The organism is Herbaspirillum sp. AP02, from assembly GCF_015767275.1.
Classification (GTDB): domain Bacteria; phylum Pseudomonadota; class Gammaproteobacteria; order Burkholderiales; family Burkholderiaceae_D; genus Herbaspirillum.
In genome coordinates this window covers 316890-341772 of sequence record NZ_JADWMY010000002.1, presented here as the reverse complement: position 1 = coordinate 341772, position 24883 = coordinate 316890, and the positions used below count along the sequence as shown (strand labels likewise).

General features: G+C 63.8%; 24 protein-coding genes. 9 read left to right on the top strand and 15 right to left on the bottom strand.

From position 1 onward, the window contains the following. Window positions 1–17: 17 nt before the first annotated feature. Window positions 18–1409 carry an MATE family efflux transporter gene (locus I5R65_RS07485; RefSeq protein WP_180665906.1) on the top strand — a complete coding sequence of 464 codons (1392 nt, stop codon included), beginning with the start codon at window positions 18–20 and terminating at the stop codon, window positions 1407–1409. Here the strand turns inward: I5R65_RS07485 and I5R65_RS07480 are convergent. Next, window positions 1399–3498: a bifunctional diguanylate cyclase/phosphodiesterase gene (locus I5R65_RS07480; protein ID WP_180665904.1), complete on the bottom strand. Its 2100-nt coding sequence runs from the start codon at window positions 3496–3498 to the stop codon at window positions 1399–1401. The two genes, I5R65_RS07485 and I5R65_RS07480, sit on opposite strands and share 11 nt — an antisense overlap. A gap of 991 nt (window positions 3499–4489) precedes the next feature. Here I5R65_RS07480 and I5R65_RS07475 point away from each other — a divergent pair. Next, a complete protein-coding gene (locus I5R65_RS07475) occupies window positions 4490–4942 on the top strand; it encodes an XRE family transcriptional regulator (protein ID WP_180665902.1) in 453 nt (150 codons plus the stop codon). A 231-nt stretch (window positions 4943–5173) separates the two neighbouring features. Here I5R65_RS07475 and ybiB read toward each other — a convergent pair whose 3' ends face one another. Continuing rightward, the gene (gene ybiB, locus I5R65_RS07470) at window positions 5174–6214 is read right to left on the bottom strand and encodes a DNA-binding protein YbiB (protein ID WP_180665901.1); all 1041 of its coding nucleotides are present in this window, start codon (window positions 6212–6214) and stop codon (window positions 5174–5176) included. A 130-nt stretch (window positions 6215–6344) separates the two neighbouring features. On the opposite strand from ybiB, the gene tsaD reads away from it, so the two are divergent. Continuing rightward, complete coding sequence (tsaD, locus tag I5R65_RS07465) at window positions 6345–7388, top strand: tRNA (adenosine(37)-N6)-threonylcarbamoyltransferase complex transferase subunit TsaD (RefSeq protein WP_180665899.1); 1044 nt, start codon at window positions 6345–6347, stop codon at window positions 7386–7388. Between the two features lie 65 nt (window positions 7389–7453). Here the strand turns inward: tsaD and I5R65_RS07460 are convergent, their stop codons facing one another. From I5R65_RS07460 to I5R65_RS07435, 6 genes are all read right to left on the bottom strand, one after another. After that, window positions 7454–7759, bottom strand: a complete 306-nt coding sequence (locus tag I5R65_RS07460) for a HigA family addiction module antitoxin (RefSeq protein WP_180665897.1) — start codon at window positions 7757–7759, stop codon at window positions 7454–7456. Between the two features lie 41 nt (window positions 7760–7800). After that, window positions 7801–8070, bottom strand: coding sequence for a type II toxin-antitoxin system RelE/ParE family toxin (locus I5R65_RS07455; RefSeq protein WP_180665895.1), 270 nt, complete (start codon window positions 8068–8070; stop codon window positions 7801–7803). A gap of 209 nt (window positions 8071–8279) precedes the next feature. Beyond that, window positions 8280–8897: a glycerol-3-phosphate 1-O-acyltransferase PlsY gene (gene plsY, locus I5R65_RS07450; protein ID WP_180665893.1), complete on the bottom strand. Its 618-nt coding sequence runs from the start codon at window positions 8895–8897 to the stop codon at window positions 8280–8282. 33 nt (window positions 8898–8930) lie between these two features. After that, on the bottom strand, window positions 8931–9431 hold the full coding sequence (locus tag I5R65_RS07445) for an aminoacyl-tRNA deacylase (protein ID WP_180665891.1): 501 nt from the start codon (window positions 9429–9431) through the stop codon (window positions 8931–8933). 77 nt (window positions 9432–9508) lie between these two features. Next, window positions 9509–10432 (bottom strand): site-specific tyrosine recombinase XerD, encoded by a 924-nt coding sequence (xerD, locus tag I5R65_RS07440; RefSeq protein ID WP_180665889.1) that lies wholly within the window; start codon window positions 10430–10432, stop codon window positions 9509–9511. A 9-nt stretch (window positions 10433–10441) separates the two neighbouring features. Then, window positions 10442–10945 carry a methylated-DNA--[protein]-cysteine S-methyltransferase gene (locus I5R65_RS07435; RefSeq protein ID WP_180665887.1) on the bottom strand — a complete coding sequence of 168 codons (504 nt, stop codon included), beginning with the start codon at window positions 10943–10945 and terminating at the stop codon, window positions 10442–10444. A gap of 99 nt (window positions 10946–11044) precedes the next feature. On the opposite strand from I5R65_RS07435, the gene I5R65_RS07430 reads away from it, so the two are divergent. After that, window positions 11045–11698 (top strand): VOC family protein, encoded by a 654-nt coding sequence (locus I5R65_RS07430; RefSeq protein ID WP_180665885.1) that lies wholly within the window; start codon window positions 11045–11047, stop codon window positions 11696–11698. 475 nt (window positions 11699–12173) lie between these two features. Here I5R65_RS07430 and I5R65_RS07425 read toward each other — a convergent pair whose 3' ends face one another. From I5R65_RS07425 to I5R65_RS07415, 3 genes are all read right to left on the bottom strand, one after another. Beyond that, entirely contained in the window at window positions 12174–13454 is a 1281-nt protein-coding gene (locus I5R65_RS07425) for a TRAP transporter large permease (RefSeq protein ID WP_180665883.1), read from the bottom strand. After that, on the bottom strand, window positions 13451–14011 hold the full coding sequence (locus tag I5R65_RS07420; protein WP_102661783.1) for a TRAP transporter small permease: 561 nt from the start codon (window positions 14009–14011) through the stop codon (window positions 13451–13453). The genes I5R65_RS07425 and I5R65_RS07420 overlap by 4 nt, the downstream gene beginning before the upstream one ends. Before the next feature lie 128 nt (window positions 14012–14139). After that, complete coding sequence (locus tag I5R65_RS07415; protein ID WP_180665881.1) at window positions 14140–15156, bottom strand: TRAP transporter substrate-binding protein; 1017 nt, start codon at window positions 15154–15156, stop codon at window positions 14140–14142. A gap of 223 nt (window positions 15157–15379) precedes the next feature. Here I5R65_RS07415 and I5R65_RS07410 point away from each other — a divergent pair, with 223 nt between their 5' ends. Genes I5R65_RS07410 through I5R65_RS07400 form a run of 3 tightly spaced genes read left to right on the top strand, consistent with a single transcriptional unit; the run spans window position 15380 to window position 18940 of the window. Then, window positions 15380–17407, top strand: a complete 2028-nt coding sequence (locus I5R65_RS07410; protein ID WP_180665878.1) for a nitrogen regulation protein NR(II) — start codon at window positions 15380–15382, stop codon at window positions 17405–17407. A gap of 50 nt (window positions 17408–17457) precedes the next feature. Continuing rightward, window positions 17458–18048, top strand: coding sequence for a response regulator transcription factor (locus I5R65_RS07405; RefSeq protein ID WP_180665877.1), 591 nt, complete (start codon window positions 17458–17460; stop codon window positions 18046–18048). A gap of 1 nt (window position 18049) precedes the next feature. Beyond that, window positions 18050–18940 (top strand): AEC family transporter, encoded by an 891-nt coding sequence (locus tag I5R65_RS07400; protein ID WP_006462922.1) that lies wholly within the window; start codon window positions 18050–18052, stop codon window positions 18938–18940. Window positions 18941–19073: 133 nt separating this feature from the next. Here I5R65_RS07400 and I5R65_RS07395 read toward each other — a convergent pair whose 3' ends face one another. From I5R65_RS07395 to queG, 4 genes are all read right to left on the bottom strand, one after another. Further along, window positions 19074–19589 carry an OmpA family protein gene (locus tag I5R65_RS07395; RefSeq protein WP_180665875.1) on the bottom strand — a complete coding sequence of 172 codons (516 nt, stop codon included), beginning with the start codon at window positions 19587–19589 and terminating at the stop codon, window positions 19074–19076. Further along, a complete protein-coding gene (locus I5R65_RS07390; protein WP_231395101.1) occupies window positions 19586–20851 on the bottom strand; it encodes a diguanylate cyclase domain-containing protein in 1266 nt (421 codons plus the stop codon). The genes I5R65_RS07395 and I5R65_RS07390 overlap by 4 nt, the downstream gene beginning before the upstream one ends. Beyond that, window positions 20848–21453, bottom strand: a complete 606-nt coding sequence (locus I5R65_RS07385; RefSeq protein ID WP_180665873.1) for a YfiR family protein — start codon at window positions 21451–21453, stop codon at window positions 20848–20850. Before I5R65_RS07385 ends, I5R65_RS07390 begins: the two co-directional genes overlap by 4 nt. 336 nt (window positions 21454–21789) lie before the next feature. Next, on the bottom strand, window positions 21790–22920 hold the full coding sequence (queG, locus tag I5R65_RS07380) for a tRNA epoxyqueuosine(34) reductase QueG (protein ID WP_180665871.1): 1131 nt from the start codon (window positions 22918–22920) through the stop codon (window positions 21790–21792). 57 nt (window positions 22921–22977) lie between these two features. Between queG and tsaE the strand changes: the two genes are divergently transcribed. Together tsaE and I5R65_RS07370 are read left to right on the top strand one after the other, a co-directional pair. Next, window positions 22978–23463, top strand: a complete 486-nt coding sequence (gene tsaE / locus I5R65_RS07375) for a tRNA (adenosine(37)-N6)-threonylcarbamoyltransferase complex ATPase subunit type 1 TsaE (RefSeq protein WP_006462917.1) — start codon at window positions 22978–22980, stop codon at window positions 23461–23463. Further along, window positions 23427–24782: an N-acetylmuramoyl-L-alanine amidase gene (locus tag I5R65_RS07370; protein ID WP_180665869.1), complete on the top strand. Its 1356-nt coding sequence runs from the start codon at window positions 23427–23429 to the stop codon at window positions 24780–24782. The genes tsaE and I5R65_RS07370 overlap by 37 nt, the downstream gene beginning before the upstream one ends. Window positions 24783–24883 lie beyond the last annotated feature (101 nt).

The window sequence follows — 24883 nt, the reverse complement described above, 5'->3', positions numbered from 1 at the left end:
CTGCCCCTAGCCAGCGCGTGACGACCGAACTGCCCGCCCTCTCCTCCCGCCACCATGTCGGCCGCATTGCGCGGCTGGCCTGGCCACTGCTGGTCGGACAGCTGGCATTGATCGCCAATGGCGTGATCGATACGGTGATGGTGTCGCGCTTCTCGGCGCTGGACCTGGGTGCGCTGGCGCTGGGGGTGTCGATCTACGTAAGCGTCTTCGTGGGCCTGTCCGGCGTGCTGCAGGCCCTGCAACCGACCATCGGCCAACTGTTCGGCGCCGGGCGCCTGGGCGAGATCGGCAACGAGGTCAAGCAGGGCATGTGGCTGGCCGTATTGCTGTCCATCGTGGGTGCACTGGTGCTGATGTTCTCGCCGGTGTTCCTGGCCTTCGCCAAGGCCTCGCCGGAACTGGTGGAAAAAGCCACCCTGTACCTGCGCATCGAGGCGCTGGCGCTGCCGGCGACGCTGTTCTTCCGCGTCTATTCGGCGCTCAATACCGCCCTGGCGCGACCCAAGATGGTCATGGCCATCCAGCTCAGCGGCCTGCTGCTGAAACTGCCGCTGAACGCCCTGCTGATCTTCGGCGGCCTGGGTCTGCCCGCTTTCGGCGGCCCCGGCTGCGCCATCGCCACCACCCTGATCGCCTGGCTGATGATGATCGCGGCCTGGCTGCTGGTGGCGCGACTGCCCTTCTATCGTCCGCTCAAACTCTTTGGCAGCGGCTTCGTCACACCGTCCTGGAAGGTGCAGGCCACCCTGCTGCGCCTGGGCATTCCGATCGGCATGTCCTACTTCATCGAAGTGACCGCCTTCACGCTGATGGCGGTCTTCATCGCGCGCCTGGGTGCAGTGCCGGTGGCCGGTCACCAGATCGTCGGCAACGTCGGCACCGTGCTCTACATGCTGCCGCTGTCCATCGCCAGCGCCACCAGCACCCTGGTGGCCCAGGCCATCGGGGGTGGCAACATGCAGGAAGCCAGGAAGATAGGACGCGCCGGCATTCGCCTGGCGGTCTCGCTGTCGGTGGTGATCGGGGTGATTGTCTGGTTTTTGCGCGAGCACATCGTGCGCGCCTATACGCCCGATCCGGTGATCGTGGGCGCGGCGTTGCCGCTGTTCGTCTACATCGCCTTCTACCAGTTGTTCGACTCGATGCAGGTGACCACCGCCTTCGTACTGCGCGCCTACAAGGTCGCCGTGGTGCCGACCGTGATCTATGCGCTGACCCTGTGGGGCGTGGGCCTGGGCGGCGGCTACCTGCTGGGCCTTGATCCGCTGGGCTGGACCCCGGCCGTGCTGCGTGGACCGGCCGGATTCTGGGCAGCCAACAGCCTCAGCCTGGGCCTGGTGGCGGTCGGCCTGCTGGCCTACCTGCGCGTGATCCAGCGCCGCGCTGCCCGTGGCGAACTCAGGATCTGAACGCGCCGCCGGCAAACAGATCATCGTTGCTGGCATTGACCAGCCCCGGCACCGTGGGTGCCTCCGCCGGACGCCCCAGCAGGAAGCCCTGCACCTGGTCGCAATGCAGCAACTGCAGCTCGCGCAATTGCCCTTCCGTCTCCACCCCTTCGGCCACCACTTCCATCTGCAGCGCATGTGCCAACGCGATGATGGCGGCCACGATGGCGCGCCCGGAGTGATCTTCCAGGTCCAGGCGTGAGGTAAAGAAGCGATCGATCTTGACCTGGCGGCAGTGGAACTGCGCCAGATAGGCCAGGCTGGAATAGCCGGTACCGAAATCATCGATGGCGATGTCAAAACCCAGCGACTGCAGTTCGCGCACCACTTGTGTGGTGCGCTCCACATCCTTCATGGCGGCGGTCTCGGTGATCTCGAACATGAGCCTCTGCGGTGCGATGCCGGCAGCGCCAACCATGGCGATGATGCGCTCCACCAGATCGGCGCGCATCTGCAGCGGCGACAGGTTCAACGCCACCTTGACCGGCTTCATGCCCGCACCGTCCCAGCGGGCGATCTGGCAACACACCGCCTGCAGCACCCAGTCACCGATGGCGATGATCTGACCCGAACGCTCGGCGATGGGAATGAATTCCGAGGGCGCCATCTCGCCCAGTTCCGGATGGTACCAGCGCAGCAGCGCCTCCAACCCGGTCAGCTCCTTGCTGGCACCGCGATACTTGGGCTGGAAATGCAGGCGGAACTGCTGCTGTTCGATCGCCTGCTGCAGGGCCTGGCGTACCTGCAGATGCCGCATCGCGCTGGCATGCATGGCCGGTTCGAAGAAGCGATAGGTATTGCGCCCGCTCTGCTTGGCTTCGTACATGGCGGCATCGGCATTCTTCATCAGGGCATCGGCCGATTCGCCGCTGTTGGGATAGACCGCGATGCCGATGCTGGAGGTCACGCGCAGGGTCGCATCCTCGATCTGGAAATCCAGGCGCAGTGCGGCCAGGATGTTTTCCGACAATTGCTCCACCACCTCGGGCGAGGACAGGTTGCTCATCACCACCACGAACTCGTCGCCGCCAATGCGCGCCACCATGTCCTCGCCACGGATGCAGGCACGGATACGCTGCGCCACCGCCACCAGCAGACCATCACCCACCGCATGCCCGAGCGAATCGTTGATGGCCTTGAAGCCATCCAGGTCCATGAACAGCACCGCAAAGGGCCGGCCATTGCGCCGCGCCACCTCCACCGCATGCTGGATGCGGTCGGCCAGCAAGGCGCGATTGGGCAGGCCGGTCAATACGTCGTGGGTGGCGAAATGCAGCAACTTGTCGTTGGTGCGGCCGACGATCTTCTTCAGGACCTGGTTGCGCTGCACACCGCTGACCACCAGCGCCATGGCCATGGCCAGGAAAGCCAGGAACACCAGACCATTGACCAGGTGCTCGCGGGTGATGCCCTCCAGCGCCTGGCTCTGCACCTGCGGACCGATCATCACCGCGCGCAATCCGGCCGCGGCCGAGGACACCAGTCCGGCCCCCACCAGCAGCGCAGCCAGCACCCGTCGCGTCTGCTGCGAATTGAGCGAACCGGTCATGGGCTTGCGGCCATTGCTGGCCGAAAACAGGGTCACGATGAATACCGCCACCACCTCGGTCACCACCAGCGCCACCACCAGCAGGATCGTGTGATACAGCAGCGGCGGCTGCAGCATCATGGCCTTGAGGGCGATATGGAAGGCCGCATTGAAGGCAGCACCGATGGCCAGGCCGCCGATGACCAGGCGGGTCGCGTGCGGACGGCGTAGCCCCGTCAAGTGCATCAGGTAGAAGGCACTGCCCATGCACAGCAGCAAGGACAGCACCACCAGCCGGGCATCGAAATTGATTGCGATGCTGATCTCCAGCGAGGCCACCGTCAGCAGCATGGCACCCCAGACACCGATGCCAAACACGGCCGCGCCGACCGACAGCCACAGCCGCCGGTGCTGGGCCTCCTGCAGCACGATGCGCTCGGAAACCTCCAGCGCGGCATAGGCAGAAAGACTGGCGACCAGCAAGGCAAAGGCCAGCAGCAGGAAATGAAAGGAACCTGACATCGTCGAACCTGGGCTAGGTTGCGCGTCTTGCATGCGGGCGATCGCTGGGAGCCCGCAAGCATCGGCGCCTGCACGGTATCGCGGCCATTCCGCCCGCCACTGCAGCCGCCGGTGCAAAGCACATGGCGGGCGGCGGAGCGTCAGTCGATCCACCGTTGCATGCCAACGGGTCGCCGCGTTCCATTCCGGAGCGGCTCCTGGTGTTGCCTCAGGCGCACAGCAATGGCGCCGGCAAGGCGACGGGAGCCGACCGGAAAATCTCAAAAAGTTACGTAACCAGAACGTACCACAGGGATGCTGCTGACTTCTTTGTTTTATTCGTCTTGTTTCAACCAGCGTGCTGCTTGTCTGCCTGCCCGGGGCTACCGGGCCCATGCCACGCCCCATCGGAGGGAGCATATTTTCAACCTGATTACCATCCCCACCTGATGGGAAGTTAATTGGTTATTCACCACCGTATTGAATTTGTTTTTCGGTGAGGCGCTATTCTAACGCGCTTCCGTGCCGATGTACCGCGCTGCGACATGAGCGGCGTTTCCGAGGCGCTGTCTCGCGGCGGACACATCCCCTGAAAAAATCCGGCTGCACGGCTCACGCGCGATGCATCTGGGCTGACAATAGGCGCCGTAGATCATCGGCGTACAGCATGGCCGACCAGGCTGCAATTTGGGTGCGATGCCTCGTGACAGCGTCCGGAATACAGGCCCAGGCACGTACCTGAAGTGACCTGATGACCTGACATCTGCATGCGCCCATCGCGCCGTGATCGACGATACGGTTGTCCCAGCATCGCATCGGAGACCTGCGCATGGCCCGCTTCCCGTTCGGCGCAAAGCCGCACCCGACCTGCTTCCCCGACTTCCCGCGAGGACCTCGCGCAGGTCGATGGCGAGACTTTCCCGTCCAGTGAGCATAAATCACGTTTGCTGCGTAACTCACCCCAAATGCAAACGTACCCCGGAAAGCGCTACGTCAAAGTACCTTCGAAACCATGGAAACCGCCAATCAAAAATTCGCAAAGCGCTTGCGCACCGCGATGGAAAAAGCTGGATACGAACCCAAACCCGCCGTTCTGGAACGGGAATTCAATCTGCGATACTGGGGCAAGCCGATGACCCTGCACGGCGTACGACGCTGGTTGCTGGGCGAATCGATGCCCAAGCAGGACAAGCTGGAGACGCTGGCCGAATGGCTCATCGTCACGCCCCAGCACCTGCGCTTCGGCGAAGAGATCGGCAAGCGCATCGACAAGCGCCGCGCCCGCTGGGAAGAAGCCATCGGCTACCGCGAGCGCGAAGCTTTCGAGGCCTTCATCAATCTGCCGGCGCCCCAGCGCAAGATCGTCAAGGAAGTGATCTTCGCCTTCGCCCAGATTGCCGCCCACGCACCGGAAAAGGTCGTGGCAGCCACCAAGACCGTCACCCGCCGCCGTCCACGCAACTGAGCACAGCGCTCTACCAGGTCCCTCCGAATCACGATCCCGACTCCCCAGGGATCTTCATCCGGACCTTCTCCTGCCTTCCCTCATGGCCGCATCGCCGGCATTTCTTCCCGAAATTTCCTGACCATTGCTGACCGGCCGCACTTCGTTTGCATCTTGTCGACGGGCTGTCAATCCGTCAGCTTCCCGCCCTGCAGGAGCCGCTGTGGTGAAACGTCCACGCCGCAGACGATGTCAGGAAATATTTTTGCGCACCCGCGCCGCCACGTCGACGCAGTGATCGACCTGCTCGGCGATGGCCTGCGGCACAGGGCGACGGCCATCGAGCACTTCGCTGATCCAGCGCGCCGTGGCCAGTGCATCGCTCCCCTCGGGCAACTCCGGCACGTCCTCGGCCACACTCTGCTTTTCCACCAGCACGCTACGCGTGCCATGGCTGAACCAGTCGATGCGCTGGGCGCGCCGCGCATTGGCCACGGTCTCGCCTTCGGTACCGCGCATCAGGAAAGCATCGCCGCGATCATGCGGTGCAGCGTTGCCAAAATAGTCACTCAGCATCTCCAGATACTCGGGATGGGTGTACGACGTCAGACGCAAGGCCGGCTGCGCAAACGGTTGCATGATCTTCACCAGGGTATGCGTGGAGTTGCGCACGCCCAGGATACGGCGCATCTCCAGCAGTCGCGCGATGGACGGGGCCAGCGCGGCAATCGGGATGAAGGCCGGCTGTCCGGCGGCCATCAGCGCTTCAGCCTGGGCGCCCGAGGCCGCGTGGGCAATGCCCAGTGCACTGAATATCTCGGCGCTGGTCAGGCGCTGCGGGTCGCGAGTCACACCGTGCATCAGCACCGGCACGCCACGGCGCACCAGCAGCATGCACAGCAGCGGAGTGAGGTTGGCCATCTTGCGCGAACCGTTGTAGCTGGGCAGGACCACCGGTGCGTAATCGCCAGCGGGGGCGTGCAGCGGCGTGAAGGAAGCCTCGGCTGCGGCAAGGAAACCGGCGATCTCCTGGACCGACTCGCCCTTGATGCGCATGGCCAGCAGGATCGCGCCCAGCTCCAGGTCGCTGACGCGGCCCTCGAGCATGGCCTGGTACATCGCCTGGGCATCATCTCGGGAGAGGCTGCGCGCACCATCCTTGCCACGACCGATCTCCTTGATGAAGGGCGCGGCCAGGAACGGGGTCGCGCCAACCGGCGCAGCAACAACCGGGACAGCACTGGCAGGCTCGACGGCCGCAGCCGGAGCAGGAATGTGGGCATCGTTTTGCATGGCCGAAGGGTACACCAAAAGCGGCGCCTGCCGCAGCCCGAAGGGCCGGCGGCCGGGCTTTCCATTACAATAGCGCCTTTGCCGCGCACCCCACCCGTCGGGTGCCGGCCGCTTCATTGAGTCCATCCCCATGTTAGTTCTCGGCGTCGAATCCTCCTGTGATGAAACCGGCCTCGCTCTGTACGACACCGAGCGCGGCCTGCTGGCGCATGCCCTGCATTCGCAGATCGCCATGCACCAGGAATACGGCGGTGTCGTCCCCGAACTCGCCTCGCGCGACCACATCCGGCGCGCCATTCCGCTGCTGCGACAGACGCTGGAGGACGCCCATGTGCAAGCACAGGAGATCGACGCCATCGCCTACACCCAGGGACCGGGACTGGCCGGGGCGCTGCTGGTCGGTGCTTCGGTGGCCTGCGGGCTGGGTCTGGCGCTGGACAAGCCGGTGCTGGGCATCCATCACCTGGAAGGCCACCTGCTCTCGCCGCTGCTGGCCAGCAAGCCACCGCGCTTTCCCTTCATCGCCCTGCTGGTCTCTGGCGGGCATACGCAATTGATGCGGGTCGATGGCGTGGGACGTTATGAGCTCCTGGGCGAGACCCTGGACGACGCTGCCGGCGAGGCCTTCGACAAGTCGGCCAAGCTGCTGGGCCTGGGCTATCCAGGTGGTCCGGCGATCTCGCGCCTGGCCGAGTTCGGTGACCCTGCCGCATATCAGCTGCCGCGCCCCATGCTACATTCCAAAAATCTGGACTTCAGCTTTTCGGGCCTGAAGACCGCCGTATTGACCGTGGTCAAGCAGCACGGCAGCAACGGCGCCAACATCTGCGAACAGGACAAGGCCAACATTGCACGCGGCTTCGTGGACGCCATCGTCGATGTACTGGTAGCAAAGTGCATGACCGCGTTGAAGCAGACCAACCTGAAGCGCCTGGTGATCGCCGGCGGCGTGGGCGCCAATGCCCAGTTGCGCGCTGCGCTTGATGCCGCGGCCGCCAAGCGCCGCTATGAGGTGTTCTATCCCGAGTTGCAGTTCTGCACCGACAACGGTGCAATGATCGCCTTTGCCGGTGCCATGCGCCTGCGCGAGCAGCCCGATGCGGCGCGCAAGGAATATGGTTTTGGCGTGCGCCCGCGCTGGCCGCTGGACGAATTGCGGCCCCCGCAAGGCTGACATCTGAACGGCCACATCGGCCGCAACATGCCCTGCAATGTGCGTGACATGATGCCAGGTGTCGCTCAGGCCTCGACAGCGAGCGGCGTGATGGATCTGGCGATGGCCTTTCCCGCTGAAATTTCAGCCATCCGCAGGTCATAGGCGGTCTGAAGATTCAACCAGCCCTGCGCCTCGCTTCCAAAATAGCGTTCCAGACGCAGGGCCGTATCGGCGCTGACTCCGCGCTGCCCCTTGAGAATTTCGCTCAGCCGCGAATAGGGCACATGCAGTGCCATCGCTACAGCGCGCACGCTCACGCCCAAAGGCTTGATGTAGTCTTCAAGCAAGACCTCGCCAGGGTGGACGGGTCGCATGCCATTCTTGAACATGATGCACTCCAATACGTTAGCTCAGAACCCGATGATCGCGATCAATCCGGATCTTCGATCAGGACGTCATAAGGCCCATGTGGCCCCCATCGGAAGGTAAGGCGCCATTGTTCGTTGATCCGCACATGCCAGGCGCCGCGATACTCCTTCAGGTCATTGCCGGGCGGTGCTTTCATGAAGTTCACCGACGGCGCCGCATCCAGTTGCGCCAGCTTGCGCTCGGCGACGGTCTTGATGTTGGCGAATCGACGACTCTTGCCTGTGATGAACAGGGCCTGCGTATCAGGGCAAGAGAAGGATTGGATCGACATCTGAAAATGTTATCTGTTAACCGGATAACAGTCAATTTCTGCCGGGATTGACAGGCATCTTTGAGCACGACCCGCTGGCGCCGATAAAGTGCAACAGGCCCTCGCATCGCAAAAACAAGAAGGGCCGCAATCTCCATTGCAGCCCTTCTTGTTTTCAGGAAGTGGCAAGCAGCATTGCCCGCCTTATTTGCCCGGATGACTTGCCCGTCCTACTTGCCCACCTTCTTCTTGCTCCCGATCTTGCTTTCCTTGCCAGCCAGCAGGTTGCCGATGTTCTTGCGATGACGATAGATCAGCAGTGCCGCCATGGCGACCACGGCCAGCAGGATGCCGTCGGTGGTGCCAAACAAAAGGCCATAGTAGAACGGTGCGAACAGTGCCGCCACCAGTGCCGCCAGTGAGGAATAGCGGAAGGCGAAAGCCACCACCAGCCAGGTCGCCAGCGTGGCCAGGCCCAGCCAGGGGTCCAGCGCGAGCAGGATGCCCAATGCGGTGGCCACGCCCTTGCCACCGACGAAGCGGAAGAACACCGGCCACAGGTGGCCCAGGAACACCGCCAGCGTGACCAGGGCGATGCCGGTGTCATCGACGCCATATTGCGGCCCGAACCTGTGCGCCAGCCAGACCGCCAGCCAGCCCTTGAAACCGTCGCCCAGCAGGGTCAGGGCTGCCGCCTTCTTGTTGCCGCTGCGCAGCACGTTGGTGGCGCCGGGATTCTTGGAACCGTAGGTGCGCGGATCAGCCAGGCCGAAGACCTTGGACACCACCACCGCAAAGGAGAGCGAGCCGATCAGGTAGGCCGCGATGGCGAAAAGGATGTTGTACATGAATGCGTTCTTTCTCTTGTCTCTGGGTTCTTGTCAGGGCGCATCAGCCAGGGCGCATTGCACCGCCTTGGCCGGCAACACCTTCAGGATGACGGCAGGATCGATGCCCACCAGGAAACCGCGCCGGCCACCGTTGATGTAGATCTTGTCGAGTTCCAGAATGCTGGCTTCGACATAGACCGGCATGTTCTTGCGCGTGCCGAAGGGCGAGGTGCCGCCGATCAGGAAGCCCGAGTGGCGGTTAGCCACTTCCGGCTTGCAGGGCTCGACCGACTTGCAGCCGATCTGGCGCGCCAGGTTCTTGGTGGAGACCTTGCAGTCGCCATGCATGAGCACCAGCAGCGGCTTGGCGGCCTCGTCCTGCATCACCAGGGTCTTGATGACCGCATGCTCCGCCACCCCCAGCTCGCGCGAGGAGACCGAGGTGCCGCCATGCTCCTCATAGTCGTAGGGATGCTCGGTGAAGGCCACGCCCTGCTTGCGCAGGAATTGCGTGGCGGGGGTTTCGGAGATGTGTTCTTTCTTGGCGCTCATCAGTGTTCTTCCTGACGGCTGCCTGACCGGCCAAGCAGGCCGGCCGGGCCGTCATGGGCGCACATTATGCCGCAAGATCAGCCGCGGGGGTGATGTGCGGCATGCAGTTGCTTGAGCCGTTCCCGCGCCACGTGCGTATAGATCTGGGTGGTGGAGATATCGGCATGGCCCAGCAGCAGCTGCACCACGCGCAGGTCGGCGCCATGGTTGAGCAGGTGGGTGGCAAAGGCGTGGCGCAGCGTGTGCGGCGACAGGCGCACCGTGATGCCGGCCTGCAGTGCATGCTTTTTGATCAGGGTCCAGAACATCTGGCGCGTCATCGGCCCGCCGCGCGCAGTGACGAACAGGGCATCGTCGACCTGGCCCTGCAGGATCTGCGGCCGCCCCTCGGCCAGGTAGCGGGCAATCCAGGCGCCGGCTTCCTCGCCGAACGGCACCAGCCGGGTCTTGCCACCCTTGCCGGTCACCCGCAGCACGGCTTCGTTCATGCCGACTTCAATACTCTTCAGCAGCACCAGCTCGGACACCCGCAAGCCGCTGGCATACATCAGTTCGATCATGGCCCGGTCGCGCAGCCCGAGTGGCGTGGAGACATCGGGTGCGGCCAGCAGGGCCTCGACCTGGCCTTCCGACAAGGTCTTGGGGAAACGTTGCGGCTGGCGCGCCGAGCGCATCTTCAGGCAGGGATCGGCGGCGATCCGGTTCTGGCGCAGCGCCAGCTGGAAAAAGCGCTTCAACACCGCCAACCGACGATTGGAAGAACTGGGCTTGGTCTGGTCATGGCGTGCCGCGAAGTAGGCATGCAGGTCATCGGCCTGCGTTTCATATAGCGACTTGGCGTGCTCATGGTGCAGCCAGTGCGCGTACAGGGTCATGTCGCGCCGGTAGGCCTCCAGCGTGTTCTTGGACAGGCCATCTTCCAGCCACAGGCTGTCGCAGAATTCGTCGATGGCCTCGCGACTGGCGGCGGGTGCTTCAATCTTTGGTGTGGTGCGTCCCATGCGAGTCCGTCAGTATCCGCTCACGCCCTCATGGCGCAGCAACCAGCGCTTGACCTCCAGATGGAAGCCGTCGACGTCGTCATGATGCGAAAACCCACCCAGGCCACCGGCGGCGGTGACACGATGACAAGGAATCACCAGCGGGTACCAGTTGGCACCACAGGCCTGTCCGACCGCGCGCGGGGCGGACTGGATGTGCTTGGCAACCTGGCCATAGGTCTGGACCTGGCCGCAGGGAATGGCAGCGATGGCCTGCCAGACGCGTTGCTGAAAGGCGCTGCCGACCGGCGCCAGCGGCAGGGTGAAGCGAAAGCCCGGATCCGCCAGATAGCGCCGGATCTGCTGCACGGCCTTGGCCGCAACCGGATCGGTGGCGTCCTTCTCGGCGTAATGCGGCGGCAGGTAGACCATCTCGACCAGCGCCCCGGCCTGGCTGCGGATGCCCATGCCGCCGAAGGGCGTGTGCACCACGGCGGAAAACAGTGCGGTCAGGGGGGATTCGGTCTGGGTCATGGGACGGTGGGTCAAATGCGACGGAGGCCTATTTTAAGCAATTCGGGCCTGGGCTTGATACCATCGGGCAAAACATAAGGCAACCCTTCAGGAGACCACATGATGCAGGCATCGCTGCACACCGCACCGGACCATCTGGTGATCACCGCGCCCACCCTCGAATCCGGCATGGCCTGGGTACAGCAGCAGCTGGGCGTATCGATGGCGCCGCGTATCGGCGGCCAGCATGCCCGGCTGGGCACGCACAATGCCCTGCTGTCGCTGGGCGCTGGCTTCTATCTGGAGGTAATCGCCATGGATCCCGACGGCGCCACGCCTGCTCGCCCGCGCTGGTTCGGCCTGGACGAGCTGCCCGCGGATGCGCCGCCGCGCCTGGCGCACTGGGTAGCCCGCACCGATGACATCGAAGCGGCGGTCGCTGCCAGCCCCATCGCCATCGGCGAGATCACGCCCATGAGCCGGGGCGCACTGGCCTGGCTCATCACCATCACCGCCGACGGCCGCCTGAGCCGCGCCGGGCTGATGCCATCGTTGATCCAGTGGCACAGCCAGCCGCATCCGCCCAGCGTCCTGTCCGACCTCGGCTGCCGCCTGCAACGACTGGTGCTGAGCCATCCGGCGCCGGCCGAACTGGGGGCCGCCCTGGCGGCCGTGGGGATTGACGATGCGCGCATCGTACTGCGAGAAGGAAGGCAGACGACCATCGAGGCCGTGATATCCACGCCGCAAGGAGAACGGGTCCTGCCGGGCTGAGACCGCCCGCGGAAGGGATGTGGAAAAAATATAAACCGTATAAATCCTATACGGCCGGCACAAAGAAAAAAGGCGCATCCTCGGATGCGCCTTCAAAATACTCCTGATGCATTCCCGGCCGTTTGAACGGCTTCAATCGAATGCACGTCTCCTCAGTTTCCCGGTATCGATACCGTTTGTTATGCACCACCCGCTTTGTATTCGGTGCTGCCCGCCTGCGCCCGCGCCGATGTGTCGGTGGGGTCGCCGATGAGGCGCGTACATCAACAACTCACTAGAAAAACATCACTGCAAAACTCGATTGCCAGGACGGCAAATGCATGCTGCCGATTCAGCAAAGCCCGCACTTTAGCAGCACTCGCCGCCGTTTCAAAGCACTTTTTCAGGGCAAGACCAACATACTTTCGAGCAACTCAACAGACATCCGACAAAATCGGCACCATCCTAGTGCATGGTGCCGATTATTAGTCATATATCAGTTGTAGATCAGGTTGGGCAGCCACAGCGACAATGCCGGCCAGTAGGTCACCAGCATCAGGAAGCCGAGCATGGTCAGCAGCCACGGCATGACCGCGATGGTCAGTTCGGTGATGCCCATCTTGGTAATGCCGGAAGCCACGTACAGGTTCAGGCCCACCGGTGGATGGCACATGCCCACTTCCATGTTGACCACGATGAGGATGCCGAAGTGCACCGGGTCGATGCCCAACTTCATGGCCACCGGGAACAGGATCGGCGCCAGGATCAGCACGATCGAGGACGGCTCCATCACGTTACCGGCCAGCAGCAGCAGGACGTTGACTACCAGCAGGAAGGTGATCGGACCCAGACCGGAATCGGTGATCCACGCCGCCATCGCCTGCGGGATGTTTTCGCTGGTCACCAGGAACGAGAACAGCACCGCGTTGGTGATGATGTAGAGCAGCATGGCCGACATCGAGGCCGAGTCCAGCAAGACCTTGGGGACCTGCTTCAAGGTCAGGTCCTTGTAGACGAACACGGCGATGAAGAAGGCATACACCGCTGCCATGGCGGCCGCTTCCGTGGGCGTGAACACGCCGGTGTAGATGCCGCCCATGACGATGACGATCAGGAACAGGCCCCAGCCACTCTTGCGGAAGGCCGCGAAACGCTCAGCCCAGGTGGCCTTCCGCAGGCGCGGATAATTGTTCTTGCGCGCCAGGTACCAGGTGGTCACCCCCAACAGGAAGGCCAGCAGCAGACCCGGCACCACGCCGGCCATGAACAGCTTGCCCACCGACGTATTGGTCGAGACCGAATACATCACCATCACGATGGAAGGCGGGATCAGGATGCCCAGCGCACCTGAGGTGGTGATCACCCCCGCGCCGAAACGGTTGGGGAAGCCCTGCTTGACCATCGCCGGCAGGATGATGGAACCGATCGCCACCACGGTGGCCGGCGAGGAGCCGGACACCGCGGCGAACAGCGCGCAGGCCAGCACGCCGGCCAGCGCCAGGCCACCATGCCAGTGCCCCACCATGGAAGTGGCGAAGTTGATCATGCGCCGCGCCACGCCGCCATGGGTGAGGAAGTTGCCGGCCAGGATGAAGAAGGGGATCGCCATGATCTCGAACTTCTCGATGCCGGTGAACAACTTCAGCGCCACCGACTGGATCGGCACGTCGGTCATGGTGAAGAGGAAGGTCAGTACCGTCAGGCCCAGCGAGATCGAGATCGGCATCCCGGTCAGCATCAGAGCGAACAGCAGGACGAAAATGATCAATGCATTCATGCTTTACCTCCGCTGGTTTCTTCGTCCAGACCTTCCACGTGGGAATGGTCATGCTTGGGCAATTCGCCGGTCCGGTGGAAATTCCACGCGACCTGGAGGAAACGGAAGCACATCAGGTAGGAACCCAGCGGCACGGCCAGGTAGACGATCCACATCGGCACCTCCAGCACTTCGGAGGTGCTGTCGTGCTGTGCAATGTCGTAGACGAACTCGGCGCCGAAGGTGCCGACGATGCCGGTGAAGAGCGCGCCGGCGAACAGGCCCAAGAGCACGAACTTGTTGCGCCACGGGGTGTTGAGGCGGTTGATGAGCACATCGACGCCCACGTGGATGCCGGTCCGCACGCCATAGGCGGCGCCGAACTTGGCCATCCACACGAACATGAAGATGCACAGCTCCTGCGCCCAGCTCATGTTGATCTGGATGAGCTGGTCCTGTAACCAGGGAATGTCGAGGCCGGAGGCGTAACGATGCACCACGGCCACGAAGATGATGAAAGTGGCCGCGGCCATGAGGAACGCGATCAGCCACTCTTCCAGATGGTCGAGTAACTTCATGGAATCTCCTTGCGCCGGCAGGCCGCTCCCTTGTTGGTAGCGGCCGCTGGCTTAGCTTGTTCTGATTGTTTTAGAGGATGGCGCGGCGCACGCCGCAGGGGCGCGCCGCGCGCAGCTACCGGACGTGATTACTTCTGGCCCAGCGCCGCCGACTCCTTGTTGACGGCGTCGATCAGGTCCTTGCCGATACGGCTGGCCATCTGCTGCTGCACCGGCAGCAAGGCCTTGCGCCATTCGGCCTTCTCGGCATCGGTGAGACGGTAGACGGTGGTCTTGCCGGTCTTTTCCACAGCAGCCAGGGCCGCATCGTTTTCCTGCTGGGCGATGGCATTGGCGTACTTGGTCGCGTCCTTCATCGCGCCTTCGAGCTGGGTGCGAACGTCGGCCGGCAGGCCATCCCAGAACTTCTTGTTGACGATCACCGCATAGCCCAGGTAGCCGTGGTTGGACACGGTCACATGCTTCTGCACTTCATGCATCTTCTGGGTATAGAGGTTCGAAGGGGGGTTCTCGGTACCATCCACCACGCCGGTCTGCAGCGCCTGGTAGACCTCGGAGAAGGCCAGCACCTGCGGGTTGGCGCCCAGTGCGCGCATCTGCGCGTCCAGCACCTTGGAGGACTGGATGCGCATCTTCAGGCCGCGGAAGTCGGCCGGATGATGCAGCGGCTTGTTGGCCGACATCACCTTGAAACCGTTATCCCAGTAGGCCAGGCCAGTGATGCCCTTGGGCTCCAGTTTCTTGAAGAGGTCCTTGCCGATCGGGCCTTCAGTCACGCGATAGAGCACGTCCTTGCTGGGGAAGATGTAAGGCAGGTCGAACACCTCGAACTCCTTCACGCCCAGTGGGCCGAACTTGGCCAGCGACGGGGCCAGCATCTGCACGGCACCCAGTTGCAGGGCTTCCAGTTCTTCCTTGTCCTTGTACAGGGTGCTGTTGGGATAGACCTCGACCTTGACGCGGCCCTTGGTGGCCTTCTCGGCCAGTTCCTTGAAGCGCTCGGCGGCCTTGCCCTTGGGCGTGTCGTTGGCCACCACGTGGCTGAACTTGATGATGATGGGCTGCTGCGCGAAGGCGCTCGCAGTCAGGCCGGCGTTGACGATGGCAGCGGCCGACATGGCCAGCAGGATGGACTTCAGTTTCATGCGTGTCTCCCCAATGAGATGTAAATCGTTTTGATGGTGTGATTGTTCTAGTTGTAATGGCTCTGCTTGGCGCGGCCAGATTATGCCCGCGCATTTTGCTCGGTGTCACCAAAATGGGGCAAGTGTGGATAACCACAATGCTCCCCGGACCACACTTCCCTGTATTTTCCTGCCAGCCGGGATGCTGGCGCTCGCCCCGGCCGGCGGCTACACTGGCGGCGACATGAAAACCATCCCGCCTCCGCCGATCTCGCCCCAGCCCAATGCCGCCTCGCAATTGCAGGCCTCGGGGCGCAAGACCACCATGCGCTGGCTGATTCCCTTCCTGCTGCTGTGCCTGTTCCTGGCCACCCTGATCTGGTTGCCGCGCCAGGCCCAGCAGATGGAGGCCAGCGAACGGCTGGAGCAGTTGATTGCCGATTCGCTGTGGGTGGAACAGGCGATCCGCTTCCAGTTGAGCCGCGACGACGAAAGCATGCGCATCATCGGACGCGAGATCATCACCGCCCGCCTGAATCAGGACCACTTCCGCAGCCGCCTCAATGCGCTGCTGCGCAACAACCGCGAGTTCTATCGCGTGACCTGGTTCAATGCCGAAGGACGGCCGGTGGCCTCCACCGACGACTTCCCGATCAGTCGCAACGATCTCTCGCAGTCCTCGCTGATGACCGGCGACCGCGCGCACCAGATGCACCGCCCGCTCTACAGCCCGCCTGCCGTGCCACCGGGGATCGCCGAACCGATGCTGATGGATTATCACGTGCCGCTGTTCCGCGACAATCATTACGTCGGCAGTCTGGTCGCCAGCTACGCGGTGGCGCGCATCCTCAACGAGATGGTGCCGTGGTGGTTCGCCCAGGACAACGAGATTTCGCTCACCGACACCGACGACAACGTAGTGGCACGCCGTACCTCCGGCGGACCCGGCCTGAATGTCTACACCCACCGCCGCGAACTCGAACTGCCCGGCCTGACCCTGGTGCTGCATACCAATAGCACAAAGAGCGCGCCCAAGCTCCTGCCCAACCTGCTGGTGGGGTCCGTGATCGTGCTCTCGCTGGGCCTGCTGTGGAGCCTGTGGGCACTGTGGCGGGACATCACCCGCCGCACCAAGGCCGAGAAGGCCCTGCTGAACGAGGCGGTGTTTCGCGCCGCGATGGAAAACTCGCTGGTCACCGGCATGCGCGCACGCGATCTGGAGGGGCGCATCACCTATGTCAATCCCGCCTTCTGCAAGATGGTCGGCTTCGCCGCCGAGGAGCTGGTGGGCAAGATCCCGCCCATGCCCTACTGGGCGCCGGAAGCCATGGACGAATACCAGGAGCGTTTTTCCAACGTCCTGGCCGGACGCGCCACACCGCAGTTCGAGACCATCTTCCAGCGCCGCGACGGCGAGCGCTTCCCGGTGCTGATCTTCGAATCACCGCTGGTGGATCAGGACGGCCGGCAGACCGGCTGGATGGGCTCCATCCTCGACATCTCCGAACGCAAGCGCGCCGAAGACCTGAACCGCACCCAGGAAGAAAAGCTGCAGGCCGGCGCCCGCCTGGCCAGCATGGGCGAGATCGCCTCCACTCTGGCGCATGAACTGAACCAGCCTCTGGCGGCCATCTCCAGCTTTACCACCGGGGCACTGAACATGATGCAGCAGGGCCAGGCCGACCCCAAGGCGCTGCAGCCGGCCCTGGAAAAGATCCACGCCCAGGCCCAGCGCGCCGGCCATGTGATCCGCAGCGTGCACCAGTTCGTCAAGAAGCGCGAACCGGCGCGCCAGCGCCTGCAGGTGAGACAACTGATCGACAACGTGACGCCGCTCATCGAACTGCAGGCCCAGCAGTTCTTCGTGGTGCTGCAGTTGCAGGTATCCCGCTCCCTGCCGACTATCCTGGGCGACCAGGTGCTGCTGGAACAGGTGATCCTGAACCTGACCCGCAATGGCATCCAGTCCATGGCCGCCGTACCGTCGGCGCGCCGTATCCTGCGCGTGACGGCCGAACTGACCCGCAACGACGATGGTGCGGAATCGGTCACTGTCTCGGTGATCGACCAGGGCCACGGCATTGCCGAGGATGTGGCCGCGCGCCTGTTCTCGCCCTTCTTCTCGACCAAGGCCGAGGGTATGGGCATGGGCCTCAACATCTGCCGCACCACCATCGAATTCCACGGCGGCACGCTGACTTACACCGATAACCCGGCAGGCGGTACAATCTTCCGGTTTTCGCTGCCCGCCCAGAGCGGCCAGCCACAATAAAGAGACAGCCGCCCCACGGCCCTACTGACCCGGCCTCATCCCGCACACCGATGCTGCACATAGTCGACGACGAAGAAATCATCCGCGATTCACTGACCTGGCTGGCGCGTTCCCGCAATATCGCCACCACCGCCTATGAAAGCGGTGCTGCGGTCCTGGCCGCCCTGGGTGCGGCGGCCGGCATCGATGCCGAGGGCGAGTGCCTGCTGCTGGACGTGCGCATGCCCGGCACCAGCGGTGTGGCGCTGTTCAATGAACTCAAGACCAAGGGCCTGCTGCACCGCCGCCCGGTGATCTTCCTCACCGGCCATGGCGACGTGCCCATGGCGGTGGACATGCTCAAGAACGGTGCCTTCGATTTCTTCGAGAAACCCTTCAACGACAACCAGTTGATGGACCGCGTGCTGGAAGCATTGGCCAGCTCACGCGCCGGCGGCGCCGAGGATGCCGTCCAGGGCCGTCTGGCGGCGCTCTCCGCACGCGAACGCGAGGTGCTGGACCTGATCCTGGCCGGCAAGATGAACAAGGTCATCGCCGATGAACTGGGCATCAGCATGCGCACCGTCGAGGTCCACCGCGCCCACATCTTCGACAAGATGAACGTCAAGACCGCCGTCGAACTGGCGCGGCTGCTCAAGTAAGGTGGAAATCCTCAATCTCCTGCTGCCGGACTTCAGCCTGATCGTGCTGGGTGTGCTGGTCTATCGCATCTCCAACTGGGGCGACGAGTTCTGGGCCGGCATGGAAAAGCTGGTGTACTTCCTGCTCTTTCCGGCGCTGCTGTTCTATTCCACCGCACGCCTGAAGGTCGACCTGGGGGTCACCGGCGGCCTGGTGCAGACCGGGGTGCTGTCGTTGCTGGCCGGCATCGTACTGACCTGGCTGGGCAAACCCCTGCTGCGCGCCACGCCGATGACCTACGAGTCGGGCATGCAATGCGCCTATCGCTTCAACTCCTACATCGCGCTGGCGCTGGCCACCCGCATGGCCGGCGAGGAAGGGGCGGGCCTGATGGCGATCCTGCTGGGCTTTGGCGTCCCGCTGTGCAATATCGCGGCGGTCCATGCGCTGGCACCGAAGAACAGCAACCTCTTGCGTGAACTGGCCAAGAACCCGCTGCTGGTGGCCACTGCCGGCGGCCTGACGTTTTCCGCGCTGGGGCTGCATCTGCCGGAGGCGGCATCGGTAGTGCTCTCGCGCCTGGGCGCGGCCTCCATCGCACTGGGCCTGCTGATGGTGGGCGCCGGCCTGCGCCTGTCGGGGCTCAAGGAAAGCAAGCTGGTGGTGGGCTGGTTCATTCTCATCAAGCTCTTCGCCGTGCCGCTGGTGGCTTACCTGATCGGCCGTCATCTGCAACTGCCCCCGCTGCAGTTGCGTATCGTGGTGCTGTTCTGCAGCCTGCCCACGGCCTCCAGCGCCTACATCCTGGCCGCGCGCATGGGCGGCAACGGGCCCTTCACGGCCTTCCTGATTTCCTTCGGCACGCTGCTCTCGGCGCTGACCATTCCGTTCTGGCTGGCGCTGGTGCATTGATCCTGCCGCACCAGACCCGCCCGGCGGCTTATCGCAGCGGCTGCATGATGATGCGGCCCTCGGTCACGTTCTCGATGGCCCCGTGTGAATACAGCAGCGAGAAGCAGCGCGCCGTGCAGGTGGACTGCTGCGCTTACTGCGCCGGGACCACGATCACGACCCGGCGATTTTCCGCCCGGCCGGCCGCGGTGCGGTTGTCGGCGATCGGCTTGCTCTTGCCCAGGCCACGGGTGGCGATGTGATCCCGGGCGATCCCGATGCTGGCCAGCGCATCGGCGACGGCGTCGGCCCGCTGCTGGGACAAGCGATTGTTGTAGGCATCGGCGCCGGTATTGTCGGTATGACCGTCCACCCGTAACTCGGTAATGTCCACCGAAAGCAGCGCGCGCCCGATCTTCCCGACCGCCGTGCGGCTCTGTTCGGTCAAGGCGTAATCATCCACCGCAAAGAGCAGCTTGTCGGCGAAACTGAGCTCCCAGCCGTCGTCGGTGAGATGGAAACCCTGCTGCAGCAACAGGGCGACCTGGGACTGCGTGAGGCCAGCCTGGGGCGCGGGAGGTGGCGTCTGGCATGCGCTCAGCAGCAGGGTACTCCCCAGCAGCATGGCTGCCAGCAGGCGTGCGGAGAGGGAAGAGGTAGAGAGCGTCATGACTGGTTTTCCTTGTTCATCTGATCTTGGGTGGCGAGCTGATAGGTGCCACGCTGCGTGTTCTTGGCCTGGTACATCGCCTCGTCGGCCACTGCCAGCACCGTCTGCGCGGTGCTGCCGTGCTCCGGGAAGATGGCGATACCGATGCTCAGCGACGTGGCGATCACCTCGCCGCCCGGCAGGACGATGGGCAAGCGCATCTCGGCCAAGATCTTGGCGGCGATCTGCAACGCATCGTCGCGCTGCCGCAATTGTCGCAACAGCACGGCGAATTCATCGCCGCCCAGGCGCGCGACCAGGTCGTCTTCGCGCAACTGGCTCTTGATGCGGGTGGCGATGGTCACCAGCACATGGTCGCCGGCGGCATGGCCGTAGGTATCGTTGATCTGCTTGAAGCGGTCGCTATCGATGAAATACACCGCCGCCAGGTTGCCGGTCAGCCGGGCCAGCTGTACTGCGCGCTCCAGCTGCTCCTCCAGGAAGGCACGGTTGCACAGGCCGGTGAGACTGTCGTGACTGGCCTGGTAGGACAGGCTGGCATGCTCCTGCTGCACGTGGGTCTGCCAGGCTTCCAGTTCATCGAGCAGGGCGTTGAAGTCTTCATTGAGATCGTGGATCTCGGCGATGGCCGCCGGCCCGGCGCGCAGGGCGAAACTGCGTTCGCGCCGCACGCCATGGGCGATGCGCGCCAGCTCGTGCAACGGTCCGCTGATGCGGTGCTGCATACGGCGCGCCAGGCGCAGCGCGATCACGGTACTGATGACCAGGCTCAGCAGCACGCACAGCAGGCCGGTGCTGATGAACTGCAAGGGACCGCTTCCGCGCGGCGCCAGGTGGATCTGGCCTATCCTGGCCTGCTCCCGGATGATGGGGTAGTCCAGTGCTGGCGGCAGGATCCAGCCCGCCAGCATCTGCTCCAGCAGCGGCACCGTGCCGCCCGCATGACGCGTCCAGTGCGCCAGCGGCTGGCCGTTGCGACCGGTGAGCACGACTTCGTCGATATCCTCGTTCCGGCCGATCAGGGCGATGGCCTCCCGGGCCGCCGCGGCATCCCCGAACACCACGGCCGCCTCCACCGTGTAGCTCATGGAACGGGCGATGAGGCGCAGGTTCTGCTCGGAATAGAAGCGCAGCGCGAACAAGCCCGCCACCGTAATGGTGAGCCCGACCATGAGCGCCGTCACCAGTGCCACGATCAGGTGGGCTTTGCTCAGGACGCTGTCCAGGGCAGGACGCGCCATCGGAATGGGCTCGGAATTCATGGCGACGGTTTGCGGCGGGCGAGTTGGAGAACGCTGGGATGGACGCGCAGTCCGCTACGCGCGATGGCATCCAGGTTTGCATCGAAGGCGATCTGCTTGTCCCGTGACTTGAGGCAGAACATGGAACCGGTGTCGCACGACACGTCCGCCTCGGTAAAGCTCAGTACCGGATGATCCACGACCTGCGGTAGCAGCTTGCGATAGTCGGCTTCGGACAACTTGCCGATGTAGACCAGCCGGCAGCCCTCCAGTGCGGCGACGGTGAGTTCGGTCACCAGGCGCGGCGTGATGCGCTGACCGGGCGTGGACAGACGCTCCGCGGTGAGCTCCTGGGCATACCGCGTGAGACCGACCAGGCATAGTTGCAGCTGCGGCTGTGGCTGCGGCCAGCGCACGTAGCTGATGATGCCGGCCACCACCCGGGCAGTATCGGCCGCACGACCTGCGTCATCGGGATCGCCCTGGGCGTGACACGGCAAGGCGCCGGCCACCATCAGCCACGACAACACGGCCAGCAAAAACCGCCACACCCGGAGCAAACCCGGCTGCACGGCATCGGCCGTGCGGAGGAAGGGGGCAAGCCTGTTTGCGAGCGCTGTCATCGGCATCATGGTGTGGGTCGGGATGATGAGGGGGCAGAGGCGCATGGATGGACTGATCAGTCACGCAGATTGCTTGATTTCCGATAAAGAGGGTATTGTCAATTCAATAATTAAATTGGACCTCATCAGGACAAGCTCGTCAATGACTAATTAGCGTGAGCGCCTCGCTGCCGGGGGATTGACTGAAGGAAAGACAGGGACCAGAGAGCCCTTGCAGCCAGCCACGAAGGCCCGTCATGCATGGATGGGCCTGATGGCAACAGCCTTGCATGACGGGCAGCGGCGGGCAATATCGGGAATCGACCGGATTCCCTCAGCGTGGAAATCCGGGGACAATCAGGCCGCTCCATGCCGGGCCAGCGCCCACGCCACATGCTCGACCACCAACGCCGAAGGATGAGACAAGCGCGTCCGCAAGGCCGCCACGATGGCCGCATCGCCCCGGTGCGAGGGTGAATCGGCGGCATTGCCCAGGCCTACGGCCAGGTTGCGCAGCCAGCGTTCATGGCCGATGCGGCGGATCGCGCTGCCCTCGGTGTTCTTCAGGAACTGCTCTTCGCTCCAGCCGAACAGGTCGACCAGGCTGGCGCTGTCCAGGCCATGGCGCGGGTCGAAGTCGGGCAGGCTGGCGCGCTGGGCGAACTTGTTCCAGGGGCAGTAGAGCTGGCAGTCGTCGCAGCCGTAGATGCGGTTGCCGATCAGCGGTCGCAGGTCGGCCGGGATGCTGCCCTTCAATTCGATGGTGAGATAGGAAATGCAGCGCCGCGCATCCAGTTCATACGGGGCGACGATGGCCCCGGTCGGGCAGGCCGTGATGCAGGCGCTGCACTGGCCGCAGTGCGGGGTGACCGGGTCATCCACCGGCAGCGGCAGGTCGGTCAGCATCTCGCCCAGGAAGAACATGGAGCCAGCCTCCCGGTGCAGCAACAGGGTGTGCTTGCCGCGCCAGCCCAGCCCGGCCTTTTCGGCCAGGGCCACTTCCATGACCGGTGCCGAATCGGTGAAGACGCGATAACCGAAGCTGCCGATGCGCCCCTCGATGCGCGTGGCCAGTTGCTGCAGACGGGCGCGCAAGACCTTGTGGTAGTCGCGCCCCCGTGCATAGATCGAAACCTGGGCCGCCGACGGGTCGGCGCTACGGGCCTCTTCCCGGGCACGCCAGTCGGCCTGGTCCGGGTCGGTGGCGGCCGGCAGGTAGGGCATGCGCACGCTGACCACGCGCACCGTCCCCGGCACCAGTTCGGCCGGCCGCGCCCGTTTCAGGCCGTGGCTTGCCATATAATCCATCTCGCCGTGATAACCCTTGTCCAGCCAGGCCTGGAAGCCCGCCTCCCGGTGTGACAGATCGACATCGGCGATGCGCACCTCGGCAAAGCCCAGCGCATGGCCCCAGTCCTTGATGGCAACGGCCAAGGCCGCCAGGCTGGCGGGGTCGGCAAGATCGACAGGGGTGGCGTGAGCGGACATGAAGCGATTGAACCAGTGAACAAGTCATCTCGGATGACGTAACAAACCAGGATGTATATGCAGCGACTCCACCTCCACCTGCCCGATGAAACCGCGACCGCGCGTCTGGGCGCCGACCTGGCACAGGTGCTGGCACCGGGCCTGGCGATCTACCTGCATGGCGACCTGGGCGCCGGCAAGACCGCGCTGACGCGCGCATTGCTGCATGCGGCGGGCTATTCCGGGCGGGTCAAGAGCCCAACCTACACCCTGGCCGAACCCTATGAAGTGACACTCGCAGGGCGCATGGTAACAGTCATCCACTTCGATCTGTACCGCATGGCCAGCCCGGAAGAATTCCTCGATGCCGGTTTCCGTGAACATTTCAACGAAAACTCCGTCTGTATCGTCGAATGGCCAGAAAAAGGCGATCCGGTGTTGCCGCCGCCGGACATCCACGTCAACCTGTCTCTTGCAGGGAACGGTCGTGATGTAGAATTGCGTGCGTTGTCCGACAAGGGTCATCAATGCCTCGCTCGACTGAAATTCGCCCCCAACCTGTGAAATCCAAAACCCGCCGCACCATCCTCAAAGCCGGCGGTGCGCTGTTCGTCTCCGTCGTCACTCCTTTGCCCGCCCTGGCCTCCCAGATCCTGGCCGTGCGCGTCTGGCCGTCCGACGACTACACCCGCGTCACGCTGGAAAACGACAGCGACCTGAAGGTCACGCACTTCGTGGTCAAGAACCCGGAGCGGCTGGTGGTGGACATCGAGGGCATCGACCTCAATAGCACCTTGAAGGACCTGGTCGCCAAGATCCAGCCCAACGACCCCTATATCAAGCAGGTGCGCGTGGGCCAGAACCGGCCCAGCGTGGTGCGCCTGGTATTCGACCTGAAGGATGAAATCAAGCCACAGGTCTTCACCCTGGCCCCGGTGGGCGAATACAAGTATCGCTTCGTGATCGACCTGTATCCGTCCAACCCGCCGGACCCGATCGCCGCCCTGATCCAGAAGGGCGACTGGAACAAGGAAGCCCCGGCCTCCCCGCCGCTGGCGCAGGCACCGGCACCCAAGCCGGACCCGGTACCGCTGGCAGAAATCAAGCCGCAGCCGGACGACAAGAGCGATCGCAATCCCCGGGTGGTCCCGGAAGAGCCGCGCATGCAGCTCACCCGCATGATCACCATCGCGCTGGACCCCGGCCACGGCGGCGAAGACCCCGGCGCCACCGGCGCGCGGGGCAATCGCGAGAAGGACGTGGTGCTCTCCATTGCCAAACGCCTGAAACGCAAGATCGAGCAATACCCCAACATGCGCGTCATGCTGACCCGCGACGCCGATTTCTTCGTGCCGCTGGGCCAGCGCGTGGTCAAGGCGCGCAAGGTGCAGGCCGACCTGTTCGTGTCGATCCATGCCGATGCCTTCGTGCAGCCCACTGCACGCGGTTCGTCGGTGTTCGCGCTGTCCGAGAAGGGCGCCAGTTCGACGGCGGCGCGCTGGCTGGCCAACAAGGAAAACTCGGCCGACCTGATCGGTGGCGTCAACATCAAGACCCATGATCGCCAATTGGCCAGCGTGCTGCTGGACCTCTCGACCACCGCCCAGATCAACGACAGCCTGCGGGTGGGCAATGCGGTGCTCAAGGAAATCGGCGGCATCAACAAGTTACACAAGGGTGCGGTGGAACAGGCCGGCTTCGCCGTGCTCAAGGCCCCGGACATCCCCAGCATCCTGATCGAGACCGCCTTCATCTCCAACCCGGAAGAAGAAGCCAAGCTCACCGACGAGCGCTACCAGGACCAGATGGCCGATGCCATCCTGACCGGCATCCGCAACTACTTCGCCAAGAACCCGCCGCTGGCCAAGAACAAGCTGACCTGAACCCGGCGCCCGCCGCTGATGCCGTTCAGTCAGGCACTGGACGGCATTTTTATTTCATATTTGTCATTGCGGGCGGAAAAACGCGGCCCGCTACCCCAGCG